12 protein-coding genes are annotated in these 15,794 nt (G+C 52.3%); 11 read left to right on the top strand and 1 reads right to left on the bottom strand.

Translation table 11 applies throughout. From position 1 onward, the window contains the following. The 9 genes from AC6ROY_RS03845 to AC6ROY_RS03805 all read left to right on the top strand — a co-directional run bounded on the left by AC6ROY_RS03845 (nucleotide 1) and on the right by AC6ROY_RS03805 (nucleotide 9,999). Nucleotides 1-831, top strand: a complete 831-nt coding sequence (locus AC6ROY_RS03845; protein ID WP_500098682.1) for a carbohydrate ABC transporter permease — start codon at nucleotides 1-3, stop codon at nucleotides 829-831. 119 nt (nucleotides 832-950) lie between these two features. Continuing rightward, nucleotides 951-1,556, top strand: coding sequence for a DUF1349 domain-containing protein (locus AC6ROY_RS03840; RefSeq protein ID WP_500098681.1), 606 nt, complete (start codon nucleotides 951-953; stop codon nucleotides 1,554-1,556). Nucleotides 1,557-1,755: 199 nt separating this feature from the next. Next, a complete protein-coding gene (locus tag AC6ROY_RS03835) occupies nucleotides 1,756-2,097 on the top strand; it encodes a pectate lyase (protein WP_500098906.1) in 342 nt (113 codons plus the stop codon). 321 nt (nucleotides 2,098-2,418) lie between these two features. Further along, entirely contained in the window at nucleotides 2,419-3,372 is a 954-nt protein-coding gene (locus AC6ROY_RS03830; protein ID WP_500098904.1) for a carbohydrate ABC transporter permease, read from the top strand. Nucleotides 3,373-3,413: 41 nt separating this feature from the next. Beyond that, entirely contained in the window at nucleotides 3,414-4,256 is an 843-nt protein-coding gene (locus tag AC6ROY_RS03825) for a carbohydrate ABC transporter permease (RefSeq protein WP_500098680.1), read from the top strand. A gap of 12 nt (nucleotides 4,257-4,268) precedes the next feature. Next, nucleotides 4,269-6,128: a cache domain-containing sensor histidine kinase gene (locus AC6ROY_RS03820; RefSeq protein ID WP_500098678.1), complete on the top strand. Its 1,860-nt coding sequence runs from the start codon at nucleotides 4,269-4,271 to the stop codon at nucleotides 6,126-6,128. Next, nucleotides 6,106-6,870 (top strand): response regulator transcription factor, encoded by a 765-nt coding sequence (locus AC6ROY_RS03815; RefSeq protein ID WP_500098677.1) that lies wholly within the window; start codon nucleotides 6,106-6,108, stop codon nucleotides 6,868-6,870. Before AC6ROY_RS03820 ends, AC6ROY_RS03815 begins: the two co-directional genes overlap by 23 nt. A 104-nt stretch (nucleotides 6,871-6,974) precedes the next feature. Beyond that, nucleotides 6,975-8,483 carry an ABC transporter substrate-binding protein gene (locus AC6ROY_RS03810; RefSeq protein WP_500098676.1) on the top strand — a complete coding sequence of 503 codons (1,509 nt, stop codon included), beginning with the start codon at nucleotides 6,975-6,977 and terminating at the stop codon, nucleotides 8,481-8,483. 118 nt (nucleotides 8,484-8,601) lie between these two features. Then, a complete protein-coding gene (locus AC6ROY_RS03805; RefSeq protein WP_500098675.1) occupies nucleotides 8,602-9,999 on the top strand; it encodes a sulfatase-like hydrolase/transferase in 1,398 nt (465 codons plus the stop codon). 112 nt (nucleotides 10,000-10,111) lie between these two features. Here the strand turns inward: AC6ROY_RS03805 and AC6ROY_RS03800 are convergent, their stop codons facing one another. Continuing rightward, the gene (locus tag AC6ROY_RS03800) at nucleotides 10,112-12,511 is read right to left on the bottom strand and encodes a glycoside hydrolase family 3 N-terminal domain-containing protein (RefSeq protein WP_500098674.1); all 2,400 of its coding nucleotides are present in this window, start codon (nucleotides 12,509-12,511) and stop codon (nucleotides 10,112-10,114) included. A gap of 270 nt (nucleotides 12,512-12,781) precedes the next feature. On the opposite strand from AC6ROY_RS03800, the gene AC6ROY_RS03795 reads away from it, so the two are divergent. Continuing rightward, nucleotides 12,782-14,260 (top strand): sulfatase family protein, encoded by a 1,479-nt coding sequence (locus AC6ROY_RS03795; RefSeq protein ID WP_500098673.1) that lies wholly within the window; start codon nucleotides 12,782-12,784, stop codon nucleotides 14,258-14,260. 9 nt (nucleotides 14,261-14,269) lie between these two features. Then, nucleotides 14,270-15,760 (top strand): sulfatase, encoded by a 1,491-nt coding sequence (locus tag AC6ROY_RS03790; RefSeq protein WP_500098672.1) that lies wholly within the window; start codon nucleotides 14,270-14,272, stop codon nucleotides 15,758-15,760. Nucleotides 15,761-15,794: the final 34 nt, after the last annotated feature.

The following is a 15,794-nucleotide window of genomic DNA, read 5'->3' as shown; positions in this document are numbered from 1 at the left end:
ATGTACAAATCCGCCAGATGGATTGAGCTCAGCTTGTTTACGATTACGCTTGTGTTGGCTGTCTTGTTCTGCTTTCCGATTTACTTCAGCGTGATTTCCGCCTTCAAGAGCAATGGCGAAATTTTACGAGATGCGGTTGCGTTTCCAGGCAGCTTTTATATCGACAGCTTCAAGTTTTTGTGGACGAAAACCGATTTTCCGCAAGCGATGCTCAACAGCGCGACTTTGACGGTGACCTCGATCCTCTTTATGATCCTGCTTATTCCGATGGCCGCTTATGCGATTGAGCGAACGGGCAAGAAGTGGACAAATGCGGTATATGTGTACTACTTGGCCGGGATGATGATTCCGTTCCAGGTGTACATGATCCCGTTGTTCAAGCAGATGAAGACGCTGGGACTGTACGGCACGATGACGGCGCCGATTTTGATCTATATCTCCGGCTCCGTCGGGATGGGCGTGCTGCTGTTCACCAGCTTCATCAAGGGGATTCCCGCGGAGATCGAGGAAGCGGCTGCGATCGACGGCTGCTCGCGCGTGCGAACCTTTTGGCAGATCGTCTTCCCGCTGCTGGGACCTTGCACGGCCAGCCTGGTCGTGCTGCAGGGGCTGGGCATCTGGAACGACTTCCTGATGCCGAGCCTGGTGCTCTCTTCAGGCAAGCCCAAGACGATGATCGTCGAAATTTTTAAATTTGTCGGCGAGCTGGCTTCCCAGTGGGATATGGTATTTGCCGGTACGGTCATCTCGATTATTCCAGTGCTGCTTGCCTTTATATTCCTGCAAAAATATTTCGTCAAAGGCATCGCGGCCGGAGCGACGAAAGGGTAAACGATTCCGAAGGACCGGATGACAATATTTTACTATAAGCCGCATAATTGTGTCATTTATTAATCGTCGGATTAAGACTAGAATAGAGGGGGGAACACATTAATAAGGAGGAAAGACCGATGAATAAAGAGATGTTTGAGCAGTATACCTGGTTAAATGAAGACCGTATCCGGTTTGAAGAGGATCGGCTCATTCTGCACGCTCCCGAGAAAACCGACTTTTTTTGCGATAACGGAGCAATTGGCGAAGAAGGAATAACTCCGGAGAGTCTTGTGAATGCCCCGTTTTTTCACACCGAGGTTGCGGGCGATTTTGTGATGCGGGTTCAAGTAAGCCATGCTTTTGCAGATACGTACGACTCGGCTTCGATTATGGTATTTAAGGATGAGACGGTTTGGGCAAAGGCTTGCTTTGAATTAACGGATTTTGACACCCATGCTGTCGTTAGCGTAGTCACGAACCAAACCTCGGATGATGCCAATGGCTGTAATATTGAGGGTCAAGAAGTATGGCTGCAGATGGCCCGCGTTGGCAATTCATTCGCCTTTCACTACTCCCTGGATGGCGAGAACTACGCTATGATGCGTTTCTTCAGTCTTCCGGCAGGCGAACGGGTAAAAGTCGGATTACTGGCGCAAGCGCCTACCGGAAAGGGCGGCGATCGTATTTATCGAAACTATTCGCTGGAGCTTCGCTCGGTGAAAAATATACGAGCTGGAAAGTGACCAAGCCTGCGAAAAGCCCTCTTGGCGCAGCACCGCGGAAAGCCAACCCCGGAGCTGCACCCAAAGGGTTTTTTCCGCGTACCTCAACATAAAAGCAATAAATTTGCAAATATCATAATATTAGTTATAATTTTGGGGTATCGCTGCCAAAAGCAAGCAGGCGGTAAGTAAAGGCGTAGAGTGCATCTTGAATACGCAGGTGACGGCTAGCGGCAAATTGACGGCGTGGGGCCAGCAGCATGATTCGGGCACGTTGAAGCCGACGAGTGGGAGAAGTTATGAGGTTGCTTCTTTAGCTGCTCAAGAAAGCGCTAACATTGTGAAGATTTTGAAAACAAGACCGTCAACCAGCCGAATCTCCGCTTCGATCAAGGGGCCGAGGATTGGTTTAAGGCTGTACAGCTTACAGGCATCCGGGTCGAGAAAAAGAACGGTGACGTCGTTGTTGTCTTCGATCCGAAAGCGACAACGCCAATTTGGGCGCGGTTTTACGAAATCGGCACCAACAAACCGATTTTCGTTGGCCGTGACGGTGTCGTAAAGTACAAGCTCAGTGACATTGAGAAAGAAAGAAGAACAGGCTACGCCTGGTATGGAAACTGGCCCTCCAAGTAAGCTCAACGAGCTTGAGGCTTCGCGAGGACGAGGAAGCCTTGCTCCGGAAAGCAGCTGCGGAAAAATCCGCAGCTGCTTTTTTTTTGTGTTGTGTTCGGTATACCGGCAGCGGTGGAGCGCAGCAAGCTTGACCCGCACAGCCGCATATCAAAAAAAGCCCTTTCAAAAGTCAAAAATGGCATGTTTAAGGCTGTTGTGATAGCGGTTACAATTTGAGTGACGAGGAGGAGGGGTTGCTGTGATTACAATGAAGACAAGCCAAGCTGCTGTTACGAAAACGAAAAGAAGCAGCGCTTTAAAAACAAGAAGGTGGCTGTGGTGTTATATCTTCCTGCTGCCGCAAGCATTATTGTATATTTCGTTTACGTTATATCCGATGATGATGAGTTATGTTTACGCTTTTTATGAGTGGAGCGGCATTGGTCCTGTCGATGAATTTGTCGGGTTGGACAACTTTAAGGAAACGCTGCTTGATCCGTTGTTTTGGAACGCATTTAAAAACAGCTTTATTTTCATGGGCTCCCTTGTTCTTATTCAAGTCCCGCTGGCTTTACTGCTCGCTTTGCTGCTAAGCGCCTCCTGGCTGAAGGGCTCCGCAGCTTACCGGACGATTTTTTTCCTGCCTGTCGTTACAACGACGGCGATCGTGGGCCTTGTGATGAGGTTTATATTCGGGGCGTATAAAGGCTTGGTCAACGAGGTGCTGATGGCAATCGGGCTGCTGGATACGCCGGTTGACTGGCTCGGCAGCGCAGACACGGCCTTGATGATCGTTGTGCTTGTTGGTATCTGGAAATATTTCGGCATCAAGGTGATTTACTGGCTGTCAGGCATTTCGACGCTGCCCAAGGACTTGTATGAAGCGGCCAAGGTAGACGGCGCCACGCCCGTCCAAAGCTTCCGGTTCGTTACGGTGCCGCTGCTGATTCCTGTCGGTACCGTTATTGTATTATTATCGGCGGTGAATGCCCTTCATGTGTTTGATTTGGTGCAGTCCATGACGGGCGGCGGCCCATCGTTTGCGACGGATATGGTTGATGTTTATATTTACCGATACGCATTTGGCGGCGGCGGGGAGTCCAGAATCGGATTTGCTTCAGCGGCCGGGGTCGTATATGGCTTTGCGATTTTGTTTGTATCGCTCGCTTTTGGCCTGCTTTCTCGCCTGGCGGGCGGAAAGAAGCGCGGAGCGCAGCATTAGGGGCGTGAGCTTTCACATTTTGGGATAAGGAAGGGATCAACATGGACACTGCAAAACCTGTGAAGAAGCTGATGGTTCCCATCACACACCTGCTGTTGATCGGGACAGGCCTGGTTTGGATTTACCCGTTTATCTGGATGGTCATGGCGTCGTTTAAGACGAATTCCGAATACATCTCCAGTGGACTAGCGATTTTTCCGAAAACGTTTCAATTCGATAATTATGTACGAGCCTGGGAAACGGCGAAATTTTCGGTGTACTTCTATAATACGGTCATCATGTCCGTATCCGTTGTTCTGATTGTTGTTTTATTATGCGGGATGACCGGGTATGTACTGGGGCGTTTCGAATTTCCGGGCCGCAAGCTGGCGCTCATCGTCGTCGCGGCAACATTGTTTTTGCCGAAGGGCTACACGATTATTCCGATTTACACGTTCGTAAACTCACTCGGCTTAAATAATACGCTGGCCGGGGTCATCCTGGCGGAAGCCGGCGGCGCGCATGTGTTATTTATTTTATTGTTTACCGCTTTTTTCCGCGGCGTCCCCAAAGAACTGGAAGAGGCGGCGCAAATTGACGGAGCAGGCTTTTTGCGCACCTTTATTCAAGTCATGCTGCCGCTGGCGAAGCCGACCATTGCGACAACCGGAATTTTACAGTTTATGTACACTTGGAATTCCTTCTTGATTCCGTTAGTATTTACTCTAAGTAAACCGGAATTAAGAACGCTGGGGGTAGGCATGTATCAGTTTGTCGGCGAGCATTCCGTCGATTGGACGGGCGCCGCGGCTGCGGCGAGCATCTCGCTCATTCCGATCATTGTCATATTTGTGCTGTTCCAGCGCTACTTCGTTGAAGGGATTGCCGGTGCTGTCAAAGGATAGGGGAGACCGCAAGTGAACAGATTTGTCGAGCTGCTGGATCAATGGACGAATCACATTAAGCTTCGACCTAAATTGCTGATGACCTTTTATTGCATTAGTATTGTGCCGCTTGCCCTTACAGCGGCTTTCTTTTATTTGACGTTAACCGAGTCGCTTGGCGAAGAGGTAGGGGCATCCATGGTGCAGACAACGCGTCAGGTTGACGAGCGAATAAGCTCATTTACCGAAGAAACGACTCATTTGATCAAGATTATTCAGTTTGACCCGGATACGCAGGCTTTTTTGGATTGGGAAGACCCGGCGGATTTGTCGCTAATTCCTAGTCTTCAGGCGCTAAGAAATTTGATTTCGACCGTTGCCAACCAAAATACGCATATCCGCGGCATCTTTGCGGTGAACGATCACGGCAATTTCGTCTCGGCCAGCAAAGATTTGCCGAAGCTTAGCTTTAATTTTTTAAATGACCCTTGGTACCGCGAGGTCCTTGGGCAGAAAGGTTTTCGTTTGCTTCCCGCTCATGAGCAAAACTATGCCCAAGGGGCGCCGGTTGTGACGTTTGCAGCCCGAATATTCAAGGTTTCCGATCTCAAAGAAAGCGGGACCCTGCTGCTGGATTTTGACGCGCACTTTTTATCCGGTATGATCGACACGATCCAGGTCGGGACCACGGGCTCCGTCTATATGATCTCGCAGGCGGGGAATGCTGTCGTTAGCGTCAAGGGAGACGATCAGGCAGAGCGTCTGATCAAGCAAATTCATGAGCTGCCGGCGTTTCAGCAGGATCGGGGGTATTTGCTGACCAAGGTGAACGGGATGGAAACGCTGGTTGGCTTCTCCACCTCCAAAGCAACAGGCTGGAAAATTGTCGCGGCCGTCCCGTTCCACGAGGTGTCCGGCAAAATCGAAACCTTGAAGTGGGCGATTTTGATCATCGTTTGCGCAGCGCTCGGGTTTATTGTGTTAATTGCGAATTACTTGAGTCGAGCGATTACAAATCCGATGATTCGGCTTGCCGAATATATGAAGCGAGTTGAGAAGGGGGATTTATCCGCACGTGTGCCGATCGACCGCGGGGATGAGCTGGGCTTGCTGACACGGCGCTTTAACCATATGCTGGAGCAGGTTCAGGAATTGGAGGAAGAAGTGTACTTGTCCGAAATCAGGCAAACCCGGCTTCAGCTGTTAAACCGTGAATCCGAGCTGAAAGCATTGCAGATGCAGATCAACCCTCATTTTTTGCATAACACCTTAAATACGATCAAATGCGTGGGCGAAGTTTATGAGGTGAAGGAAGTCGCCATTATGAGCGAAGGGTTGGCCGACATGTTCCGATACAGCGTGGACACCGAGAAATATAAGCTGCTGCGCCAGGAAGTGGAGCATGTCAAAGCTTATATTCAAATTATTCAGGTCCGATATCCGGAGCGAATCCGCTGTCACTTTGAGATTCCGGCCGAGCTGGAAGAGCAGCCGGTGCTCAAATTAATTTTGCAGCCTTTGGTGGAAAATGCGATCGAGCATGGCTTGATCCCGAAATCATCGCCAGGAGACATTTGGATCACGGCTTTTGAAGCGGAGACGGACGAGCTTGTTTTACGCGTCAGGGATAACGGAGTAGGCATTTCAGCGGAGCGCTTGCGGGAGATCAGGCAGAAGCTTGCCCGCCGCGCAGACGAGGCTGTTGACGGCGACGAGCCGCTGGCCGGTCATGTAGGCTTGCATAATGTCAGCCAGCGGCTATATTTAAATTATAACGGGCAAGGAAGGCTTGGCATCGAATACGATCCGCAGACGGGAACGATTGCCGAAATCCGTTTACCCTTGGACGCGGACGGGGAGGCAGAAAGCGATGCATCATGTGTTGGTCGTTGATGATGAGTTTTGGATGTGTGCGGGGCTGAAAACGATTATTGCCCGGCTTGGCGTTTCATTTACAGTTACAGACTCGGCCGCTGACGGCAGGGAGGCATTGGACAAGCTGGCAGGAGGGCAGTTCGATGCCGTGATTACGGACATTAACATGCCTGGCATGAATGGACTTGAGATGATGAAGGAAATGCGGGAGCGGAAGCTCAAGCAGCCCGTTATTATTGTGTCCGCGTACAATGAATTTGAATATGCCAGGATGGCGATGCGGTTGGGGGCGGTTGATTATTTAATAAAGCCGGTGAACAACGACGAGCTTTCCGCCGTATTGATGAACCTGCAGGAGCTATTGGCCCGGCGGAAGGAAGAACCGTCAGCGGTGGAGGAAACGGCTGTCGGATTTAACGAGCTGGGCGGCGGCGTAGAGCTCGTGCAGTCGGTGCTGGGCACGATTGAACGCTCCTATATGGAGGACTTGTCGCTTGCCTTGCTGGCCGATCAGGCAGGCTTTAACTCCTCTTACCTCAGCCGGTTGTTTAAAATCGAAACGGGCAAAGGGTTTGTCCAGTACTTGAGAGAGGTCAGAATGAAGCACGCCTGCCGGATGCTCCGAGATACAAGTCTGACGAATGTTGAGATTGCGAAGCAGGTTGGCTATTGGGACGAGAAGCATTTTAGAAGAACCTTCAAAAAGGATTTTGCGATGACCCCGGGCGAATACCGGGATAAGGCGCAAAGTAAAAAATAGACCCGCGAAAGTAAAAAATGACTGTCTTAATCCCTCATCAGAAAGCGTTTACAATGAAGATGTAGCCTACGAAAGGGTGAATCAAGAGACGAGGGGGAAGTTCGATGTTCAAACGTTCAGGTTCAGTCACACTAGCAGGTGCTTTGGCAGTTACGGTCGCGCTTGCAGGCTGCTCCCAGGGGAGCAGCAATCCGGACACGAAAAATGAAAGCGCTAAAACGGGCGCTGAAGGCGAGGTTGTCTTAAAGGTCTGGAGCGCGGACTCCGCCTGGGATGGCGAGCAAAGCCCGGGTCAGCAGATCGTCAAATCCTTTAACGAGAAGTACAAGGGGCAAATTCGCGTAGAAGCGAAATATGCGCCGTGGGAAAGCCATAATACAGCCGTTCAAGCCGCCTTTGCTTCCGGGAGTGAGCCGGATGTATTTCAGCTGCCGCTTGGCTCGCAGGTTTCCGACTACGTCGGCAAGCAATTGATTCAGCCTATTTCCGGACTTGTGTCCGATACGTGGAAAAATCAATTTTACGAGGGCTCGTTTCAGGAAGGGGTTAATCAGTTTGACGGAAAGATTTATACATGGCCGGTGACGGGTCCGTCTCTTAGCTATATGCTGTACTACAATAAGGATGTACTGACTAAAGCGGGCTTGGAGCCGCGGGCTCCGAAGACGTGGGACGAGCTCAGGGACATGGCCCAAAAAGTGACGGCGCAAGGAAAAGGCGATGTTTACGGGGTCACGTTTGGAGGAGGAACCCCGGCTCGCTTCACGCAGCTGGCGATCGCTGGATTTGCGGTCGGGGCCAGTAAAGGTGAAAGCCCGTTTGACGGATTCAACTTTATCGAAGGCAAATATGACCTGGACTCCAAAGCTTGGGTGGATTCGGTCAACTACTTTTTGACCTTGAAAAAGGACGGGAGCTTTCTTCCTTCTTCCTTTATGCTGAAAACAACGGAAGCGGAGGCGCTGTTTGCCGAGGGGAAGGCGGCTTTCCTGTTAAACGGCCGCTGGGGACTGGCGAATTTGAAAAAATTGAATCCGAAGCTTAACTTTGGTTCGGCCTACACGCCGACTCCGGACGGAAGCACGCCGAAGTACGGCTATACGCTTGCTGTTCCGGAACGAAGCTATGTGGTAGCCAAAAATACGAAGCATACCAAAGAGGTTGGGAAATTTATTGAAGAAGCCATTGCCTCCAAGGAATTTTATAACATTTTTATGAAGCAAGGGATTTCATTAACGCCGATGCCGGACGTGAATGCGGATGAAAGCAATTATCCGTTCCCTGAACTCAAAGAGTTCGTTAAGGCGCATAACGATGCTTGGATACTCGGACCGGACCCATTGGCCCGTAATCCGCAGCTGGTGCCCGTCTCCAACAAAATCGGCAATTTGGTGCAGGACAAAATGAAGCCGAACACAGGTGAAGTGCTGCAAATGATCTTAAACGGCAAAACGACAAATGTGGAGGAAATGCTCAAGGAGCATACCGCCAAGCTGAATAAAAACTTGGAGGATGCGGTCGCTAAAACAAAAGCGGAGGGAGCCAAAGTCGATTTGAAGGATTTCCATTTCCCGCAGTGGGATGGCATCAGCAATTATAAGGAAGCTAAATAAACAGCTGCGCAAAGTGAATTAGACGCAGGGCCTATCCGATTGCGGCCGAATCCGATCTCGTCAGGAGGTGGATTCGGCCGGCTTTTTATCAGGCCAATGGAAGGATGAGACATAGACGATGAAGCGGCCCAATGTAATCTGGATTTTGGTTGATCAGATGCGCGCGCAGGCGATGAGTCATCGACTGGACCCGAATGTCAACACCCCGAATCTCGACCGGATGGCGCTGGAAGGGGTAAACTTCACGCATGCGCTGTCTGGAACGCCTCTTTGCTCGCCATTCCGCGGCTCGCTTGTGACGGGCAAGTATCCGCATCGCTCCACCGTTCCGGCTCTTCATTCTCCGATGTCGACCGAGGTGAAAACCGTAGCTCATGCGTTTCGGGAGCACGGGTACCGGACAGCCTGGTTTGGCAAATGGCATCTGGACGGGAATCGCCCGGAGCTGGACCTTGGAGCGTCTTCCAACCAGGCCAGCATTCGATACATCCCTCCGGAAAGAAGGGGAGGGTTTGAGGATTGGTGGGCCTACGAAAATAATAATCAGCCTTTTCATGGCTATGTTCATACGGATGGAGAGGATGGACAGCCGCGAACGGTCAGACTGCCCGGTTATGAGACGGATGCGTTGACTGATTTATGCATCGACTGGATAGAGCGGCAGGTTGAGGGAGGGCAGGCAAGCGCGAATAAGCCTTTCTTCGGTGTGCTTTCCGTGCAACCTCCGCATGATCCTTATGTAGCGCCTGCCGAGGACATGAAGCGGCATCTGCCCGCCGGTATTCGGCTGAATCCCAATGTACCGGCAGTTCAGGGGGTGGAGGACCGCGCTCGTGTCGAACTGGCCGGCTATTATGCAGCCATCGAGCGGGTGGACTTTAATGTAGGTCGGATTCGGGAGGCGTTATTGAAGCTTGGTGTGGATCAAGAAACCTATGTGATGTTTTTTAGCGATCACGGAGATTTGCATGGCGCACACGGTCAATTTCGCAAGATGGCGCCTTGGGAGGAGTCCATCCGCATTCCTTTTCTTGTGAGCGGACCGACCCGTCGAAGCTACAAGCCGAAGCGGTCGAATGCGCTGGTCAACCATGTGGACATAGCGCCGACGACACTTGGCTTATGCGGTATTCCGACGCCTGAGGGTATGGAGGGCTTCGATTATTCACCTCTCATTTTGGACCCGTCGCTCTATTCCGATTCAATCGCCGTGCCGGAGAGCGCCTACATCAGCTTGCCGGTTCCGCAAGCTATGCAGCCCGGACCCTTCGAGGAAGGGATCGACCGTCCGTTCAGAGGCGTAGTTACGCGTGACGGCTGGAAATACATCGCGCTGGAGCATCAGCCGTGGCTGCTGTACAATCTCAATCAAGATCCTTACGAGCAGGTGAATCTGGCGCATAATAAATTTTATCGCAGCCAGCTGCAAAGACTGCATGCAGAGCTAAAGGGATGGATCGTCAAGACCGAGGATCGTTTTGCGTTAGCTGAGCAGGCTTGGTACGACGAGGTCTAAGGTGAGGCATCAGAAAACCGCCTCAGGTTTGAACTGCATCTCCAACTGTTAGATGGTGTCTAACATTGGGGATGCAGCTCAGCCTGCGAGGCGGTTTTTACTTGCTTTTACGTTAGGATCGAATGCCGGCTTGACTGAAAAATTCCCGGTTTTCTCCCACAGCTGTCGGCTTGCCGATGATGTCAAATGTGCCTTCCAGCCTGATGTCACGGGAGGAAGCGCCAAGCATCACCGACATCGTTCCAGGCTCAATGATCCACTGCATCTTACGGTCAAGGAAGGACAATTGCTTCATCGCCACATGGAAGAACACATGTTTGCTCTCTCCCGGTTGAAGACGGAGTCGCTGATACCCGGCAAGTTCCTTGACAGGTCTTGCTATCGTAGCTATTTCATCGCGAATATACAATTGGACCACTTCGTCGCCGGCTCTTGCTCCCGTGTTGGTTACTTTGCAGCTAATCGTGATTTCTTCTTCAGGACTTACCTGCTCGCGAGAAAGCTTCAATTCCGAGTAAGCGAATTGCGTATACGATAAGCCGTGACCGAATGGATAGATCGGCTCCAGCGACTCGTTCACATAGCCGTCCTTCGTGACGAATAAATCGACGCCGCGACCTTCGTAGCCGCTCCCGTTGCGATGGGCATAATACACCGGCACTTGACCTGCGCTTCTGGCTACGCTAACCGGCAGCTTGCCCCCCGGGTTATATTCGCCGAGGAGAATATCTGCGATCGCCTGCGCCCCCGCCTGCCCGGGATGCCATACCTCCAGGATGGCCGGCAGATGCTCCGCGATCCAAGGGCTGCTGAGCGGACGGGCGCTCATATGCACGAGAACGATCGGAGTGCCGGAGGCATACACCGCTTTGACCAGCTCCTCCTGCACGCCCGGCAGGCCCAGTCGGGAAGAATCATTCCCTTCTCCGGTCGTACACGGCTTGCCGAACCCGTCTTTCCCTCCGACTACGAGAATAACAAGATCAGCTTGCTTTGCCGCGGATACGGCTTCTGCAAACCCGGCTTGCTGCCGGCCGTCAAGCGGACAGCCCTCGCAATACGTAACCTCTGCCTGCTGCAGTCTGTTCTGCAGCTCTTGATAGAGGGTCGTCATGTGGGGATAAGCTTTGGGCAAGTAGTCGGTTTCAAGCTCATGCAGCTGAGCCTCATAGGGTAAAACGGATGAATCGGTCACTTCAACGCCAACCATTTTGGCCATGCCAAAAAATAATTCTTTGCTGGCGGGATGGGAATAGCCGCCGAACAAATTGCGCAGCGTATTCGCATTGGGTCCAATAACGGCAACCTTCCTCAAGCTGCCGGGCAGCGGCAGCAGGCCGCCTTCATTTTTCACGAGCACGACCGATTCCCGGGCAATCGTCAGTGCCAGCTGATCATGAGCAGGCTGGCCAAAGACGGCTTCGATTCGCTCAAGCTCCGGATACGGCTGCTCGAACAGCCCGAGACGAAGCTTCAATTCCAGCACCCTTCGGACGGATCGCTCCACGTAAGACAGCTCCAGCTCACCGGCTTCAATCGCCTCCAGCAGCTCAACGCCGTATCCATTAATGTGGGGCAGCTCCATGTCCATCCCGGCTTTGAGCGCCTGTATGCCTGCATCCTTCATGGTGGCAGCTGTTCGGAAAGAGGTGACGAGTTTATCAATCGACCGATAATCCGATACGGTAAGCCCTTTGAATCCGAGTTCTCCGCGCAACAAATCGGTTAAAATCGCTTCCGACGCAATAATGGGTTCCCCATCCAGCGTGCTGTAGGAGTTCATAATCGACGTGATACCCGCTTTGCGGATCACGGCTTCGAAGGGCTTGGCATACACCTCGCGAAGCGTTCGCGGCGCGATTTGCTCCTCGGTCATATTCAGTGCGCCTTCAGTCATGGAATATCCCAGAAAATGCTTGGCTGCGGCTGATACGCCTTCGTGCAGGGCTTGGCCCTGCAAGCCTTTGACGTACGCGACACCCAGACTGGCAATCAGCGTCGGATCTTCGCCGAACGTTTCGCCGATTCGTCCCCAGCGCGGGTCGCGGCCTACATCGAGGACAGGGGAAAGCGCCTGCCGGATGCCAACGGAGCGGAATTGCTGCCGCACCACCTCCGCCATTTCGCTAAGCCGCTCCGGATTCCAGGCTGCGCCAAGGCCGATCGCTAGCGGGAAGCTCGTAGCCCCTGGCATCATGGCCCCGGACAAAGCTTCTCCATGGAATAGAGCAGGAATGCCTAATCTCGTGTTTTGCACCGCCTGCTGCTGAATGTGCTGAATGAGCTGCGCGACTGGAAGCGGACCAGCCAATTTCCCGAATAAGATGGTGGAGATTTGGCCGATTCCATGCTTCATTTTTTGTTCCTGCCGATCATCGGTAAGCTGTGGATTCCACATGATGCAGCTTAGCTGGGCGATTTTTTCTTCAAGTGTCATGTGGGACAGCAGGTCGTCCAATCGTTCTTCGACGGGAAGCATGTGGTTGCGATAGGTAGATGGCGTACGATTCATTGGATATCTCTCCTCATCCTGCATAAAGTGATCGCCCCTTTATTGTAAACGCTTACTAATCATTGAATAAGAGTCATGTTTTTTACTTTGTCAGGTTCAATTTTTTACTACAGGCTGGGCAGCGATCAGGTGAAAAACAAGAGGAAGCCGCAAAACCTAAAAAAATGCCCTGACAAAAGTCAAAAAAAGAAGGTTTAACGAGCGAATGATAGCGATTACAATGTGAATCACACGGAGATTCATTCATGAACTAAGAAAGGGGGGCTGCCGATGACGCCGTCGCACATGAACTTTGTTTTTTTCTTTCCGGATGAGCTGAGAGCGGAGAGCTTGGGCTGCTACGGCCATCCGTTTGTGCAAACGCCGAACCTCGATCAGTTTGCCGAGCAGGGCGTCCGGTTCGAGCAATGCCATGTACAAAATACCGTATGCACACCGTCGCGCTGCAGCCTGATGACAGGGCTGTATCCGCATGTAGCGGGACATCGCACGCTTTGGCATTTGCTGCAGCCGCATGAGCAGAGCTTGTTCAGATATTTGAAGGAGCAGGGCTACCAGATCAAATGGTTTGGGAAAAATGACTTGTACTCCTCCGAATATTTGCAGGAGGTGCTGGGTGAAGAGGCCGTACAGGATTATGGGCAAACGAAGCGGGAAACGTTTGGCAAGAAAAACCCGTTTGCCGAGTCAGATCCGCGTTACTACAGTTTTCTGATGGAGCCTGATGTCAGCGAGACGAGGTTGACGGAAACGGACTTGTATATTCAGAAGGCGATCGACTTTTTACAGTCCGCTGAGGCGAAGGAACAGCCGTTTATGATCTTTTTGCCTACGCTGGCTCCTCATGCGCCTTATGTCATTCCGGAACCTTACTACAGCATGTACAAGGCGGAGGACGTGCCTAAGCTGCGGGCAGCCACCGGCGAACAGAAGCCGTCGTTTCATCAGCTGATCCGACGCTATCGCAGGCTTGATCAGCTTACGGATGACACGTTAGAGCGTGTGCATGCGGTATATCTGGGTATGATCAGTCACGTGGATGCGGCATTCGGCAGACTGATGGATACGCTAGAGGCAGGCCGTTATATGGACGATACGACGGTCATTGTGGCTTCGGATCACGGGGATTATGCAGGCGATTACGGTCTCGTTGAGAAATGGCCGACCGGTATGGAGGATTGTCTGACGCGGGTTCCTCTGTTGATTCAGTCGCCGGGCGGCCGGGCAGGTCATGTCGTGAAGGAGCAGGTGGAGCTGTTTGATATCATGGCAACGGTTTTGGAGCTTGCGGGCATTGAACCTCGGCATGATCATTTTGCCCGCTCGCTTGTTCCACAGCTGCACGGCAAAGCCGGAGACCCGGAGCGGTATGTATACGCTGAAGGCGGCTATGATTTGCGGGAGCTTCACTGCTTTGAAGGCGGAGAGGTATCGGATGCTTTCTTTGTGATCCAGCCCGGCAATCCGTATTGGCCGAAAGGAAGGCAGCAGCAGGAGCATCCGGCCAGCGTATGCCGCACGACGATGATCCGCTCGCTTGCGTACAAGCTGATTCGGCGCACATCGGATCGACACGAGCTGTACGATCTGCAGCAGGACCCGGACGAGCTGCATAACGTCTACGAGCTTCCGGCGTATGAGCCGATCAGGCGGAAGCTGGAGCAGGCCTTGCTGGAATGGTACATGCGGACATCGGACGTGGTCCCGAGGACGAAGGATTCCAGATTGTTCATTTCTCGAAGAGGGTGAGAAGCAGCGATGGGGAGGAAAGCGATTGTAATTTTGCTGGATACCTTGAACCGGCATATGCTGGAGGCTTACAACGAGCAAACCTGGGTCCAGACGCCAAATATTTCAAGATTGGCCGCAAAATCGGTCATTTTCGACCAGCATTGGTCTGGCTCCTTGCCGTGTATGCCAGCTCGAAGAGATGTGATGACGGGGCGGCTGGCGTTTCTGGAGCGAGGCTGGGGCGGCCTGGAGCCTTTTGATGTGACTTTACCGCAAGTATTGCGGGAGGACCGTATCTTTTCGCATATGGTGACCGACCATTATCATTATTTTGCCAGAGGGGGAGAAAATTACTGCCAGACGTTCGATACCTGGGATTTTCACCGGGGACAGGGGACCGATCCGTGGGTATCGCGGGTTAATTCGCCCCAGCTCCCGGCTTCCTACTATGGGCAGATTTGTCCGCAGTATGAGCAGAATCGCGCTTTGTTTGCACAGGAAGAGGATTACTCGGGTCCGCGAACGATGCAGGCCGCTTGCCGCTGGCTGGAGGAAAATCGGGAGGCAGACCGCTTTTTCCTGATGGTCGAAGCGTTTGATCCGCATGAACCTTTTGATTGTCCGCAGCATTACGTTGACAGGTATCAAGAGGAGTATAGCGGCCCTCGGTACGATTGGCCAAGCTACGGCCGGGTAACGGAGCCGGAAGAAGCGACCGCCCAGCTCCGCAGACGTTATGCAGCCAACTTGACGATGATTGACAGCTGGCTCGGCAAGCTGCTGGATGTCATGGATCAGCAAAACCTGTGGGACGATACGCTTGTTATTTTCACGACCGACCACGGCTTGCTGCTGGGAGAGCATGAATGGACAGGTAAAAACTTCATGCACGCCTACAACGAGATCGCCCATTTGCCGCTTATGGTTTATGCTCCGGGCATTCCGAATGGTCAGAAGCGCATTCAGGCATTGACGCAAAATATCGACCTTATGCCGACGATTTTGGATTATTTCGGTCTGGAGATCCCTGCGACTGTCAGGGGACATTCGCTGCTTGGGCTGCTGGACGGCTCAACGGACAAAATCAGGGAGCGGGCGTTGTACGGGATGTTTGGCATGAGTGTGAACATTACCGATGGACGGTATACGTATTTCAGAGCGCCGGCCTGGGCGGATAATACCCCTTGTTATGCTTACACAGCTATGCCGACAGCGTTTAGAGGCTTTCATGGAACCGGGATCGAGCGACAGATCGAAGCGGGCAGATTTTTGAGCTACACGGATTACCCTGTATTCCGTATTCCGACGAGTCAGACCGGGCAGCCGTTCAGATTTTCGGAGCGTTTTCAGGAGTCGCCTTTATTTCATCTCGAATCCGACTACGCGCAGCAGACGCCTGTAGCGGATGAGCGGCTGGTTTCCTATTATACGGAGCAATTGATCGAAGCGATGCGGGACGAGCATTGTCCAGCGGAGCAGTTTACCAGACTGGGGCTCGCCCTTGACCCTGAGCTTTGACGGAATCTGCGAGTGGCTGCTGGATCAACAAATG

The organism is Paenibacillus sp. sg306046 (assembly GCF_059821225.1).
This window is presented reverse-complemented; position numbering and strand designations above follow the sequence as displayed.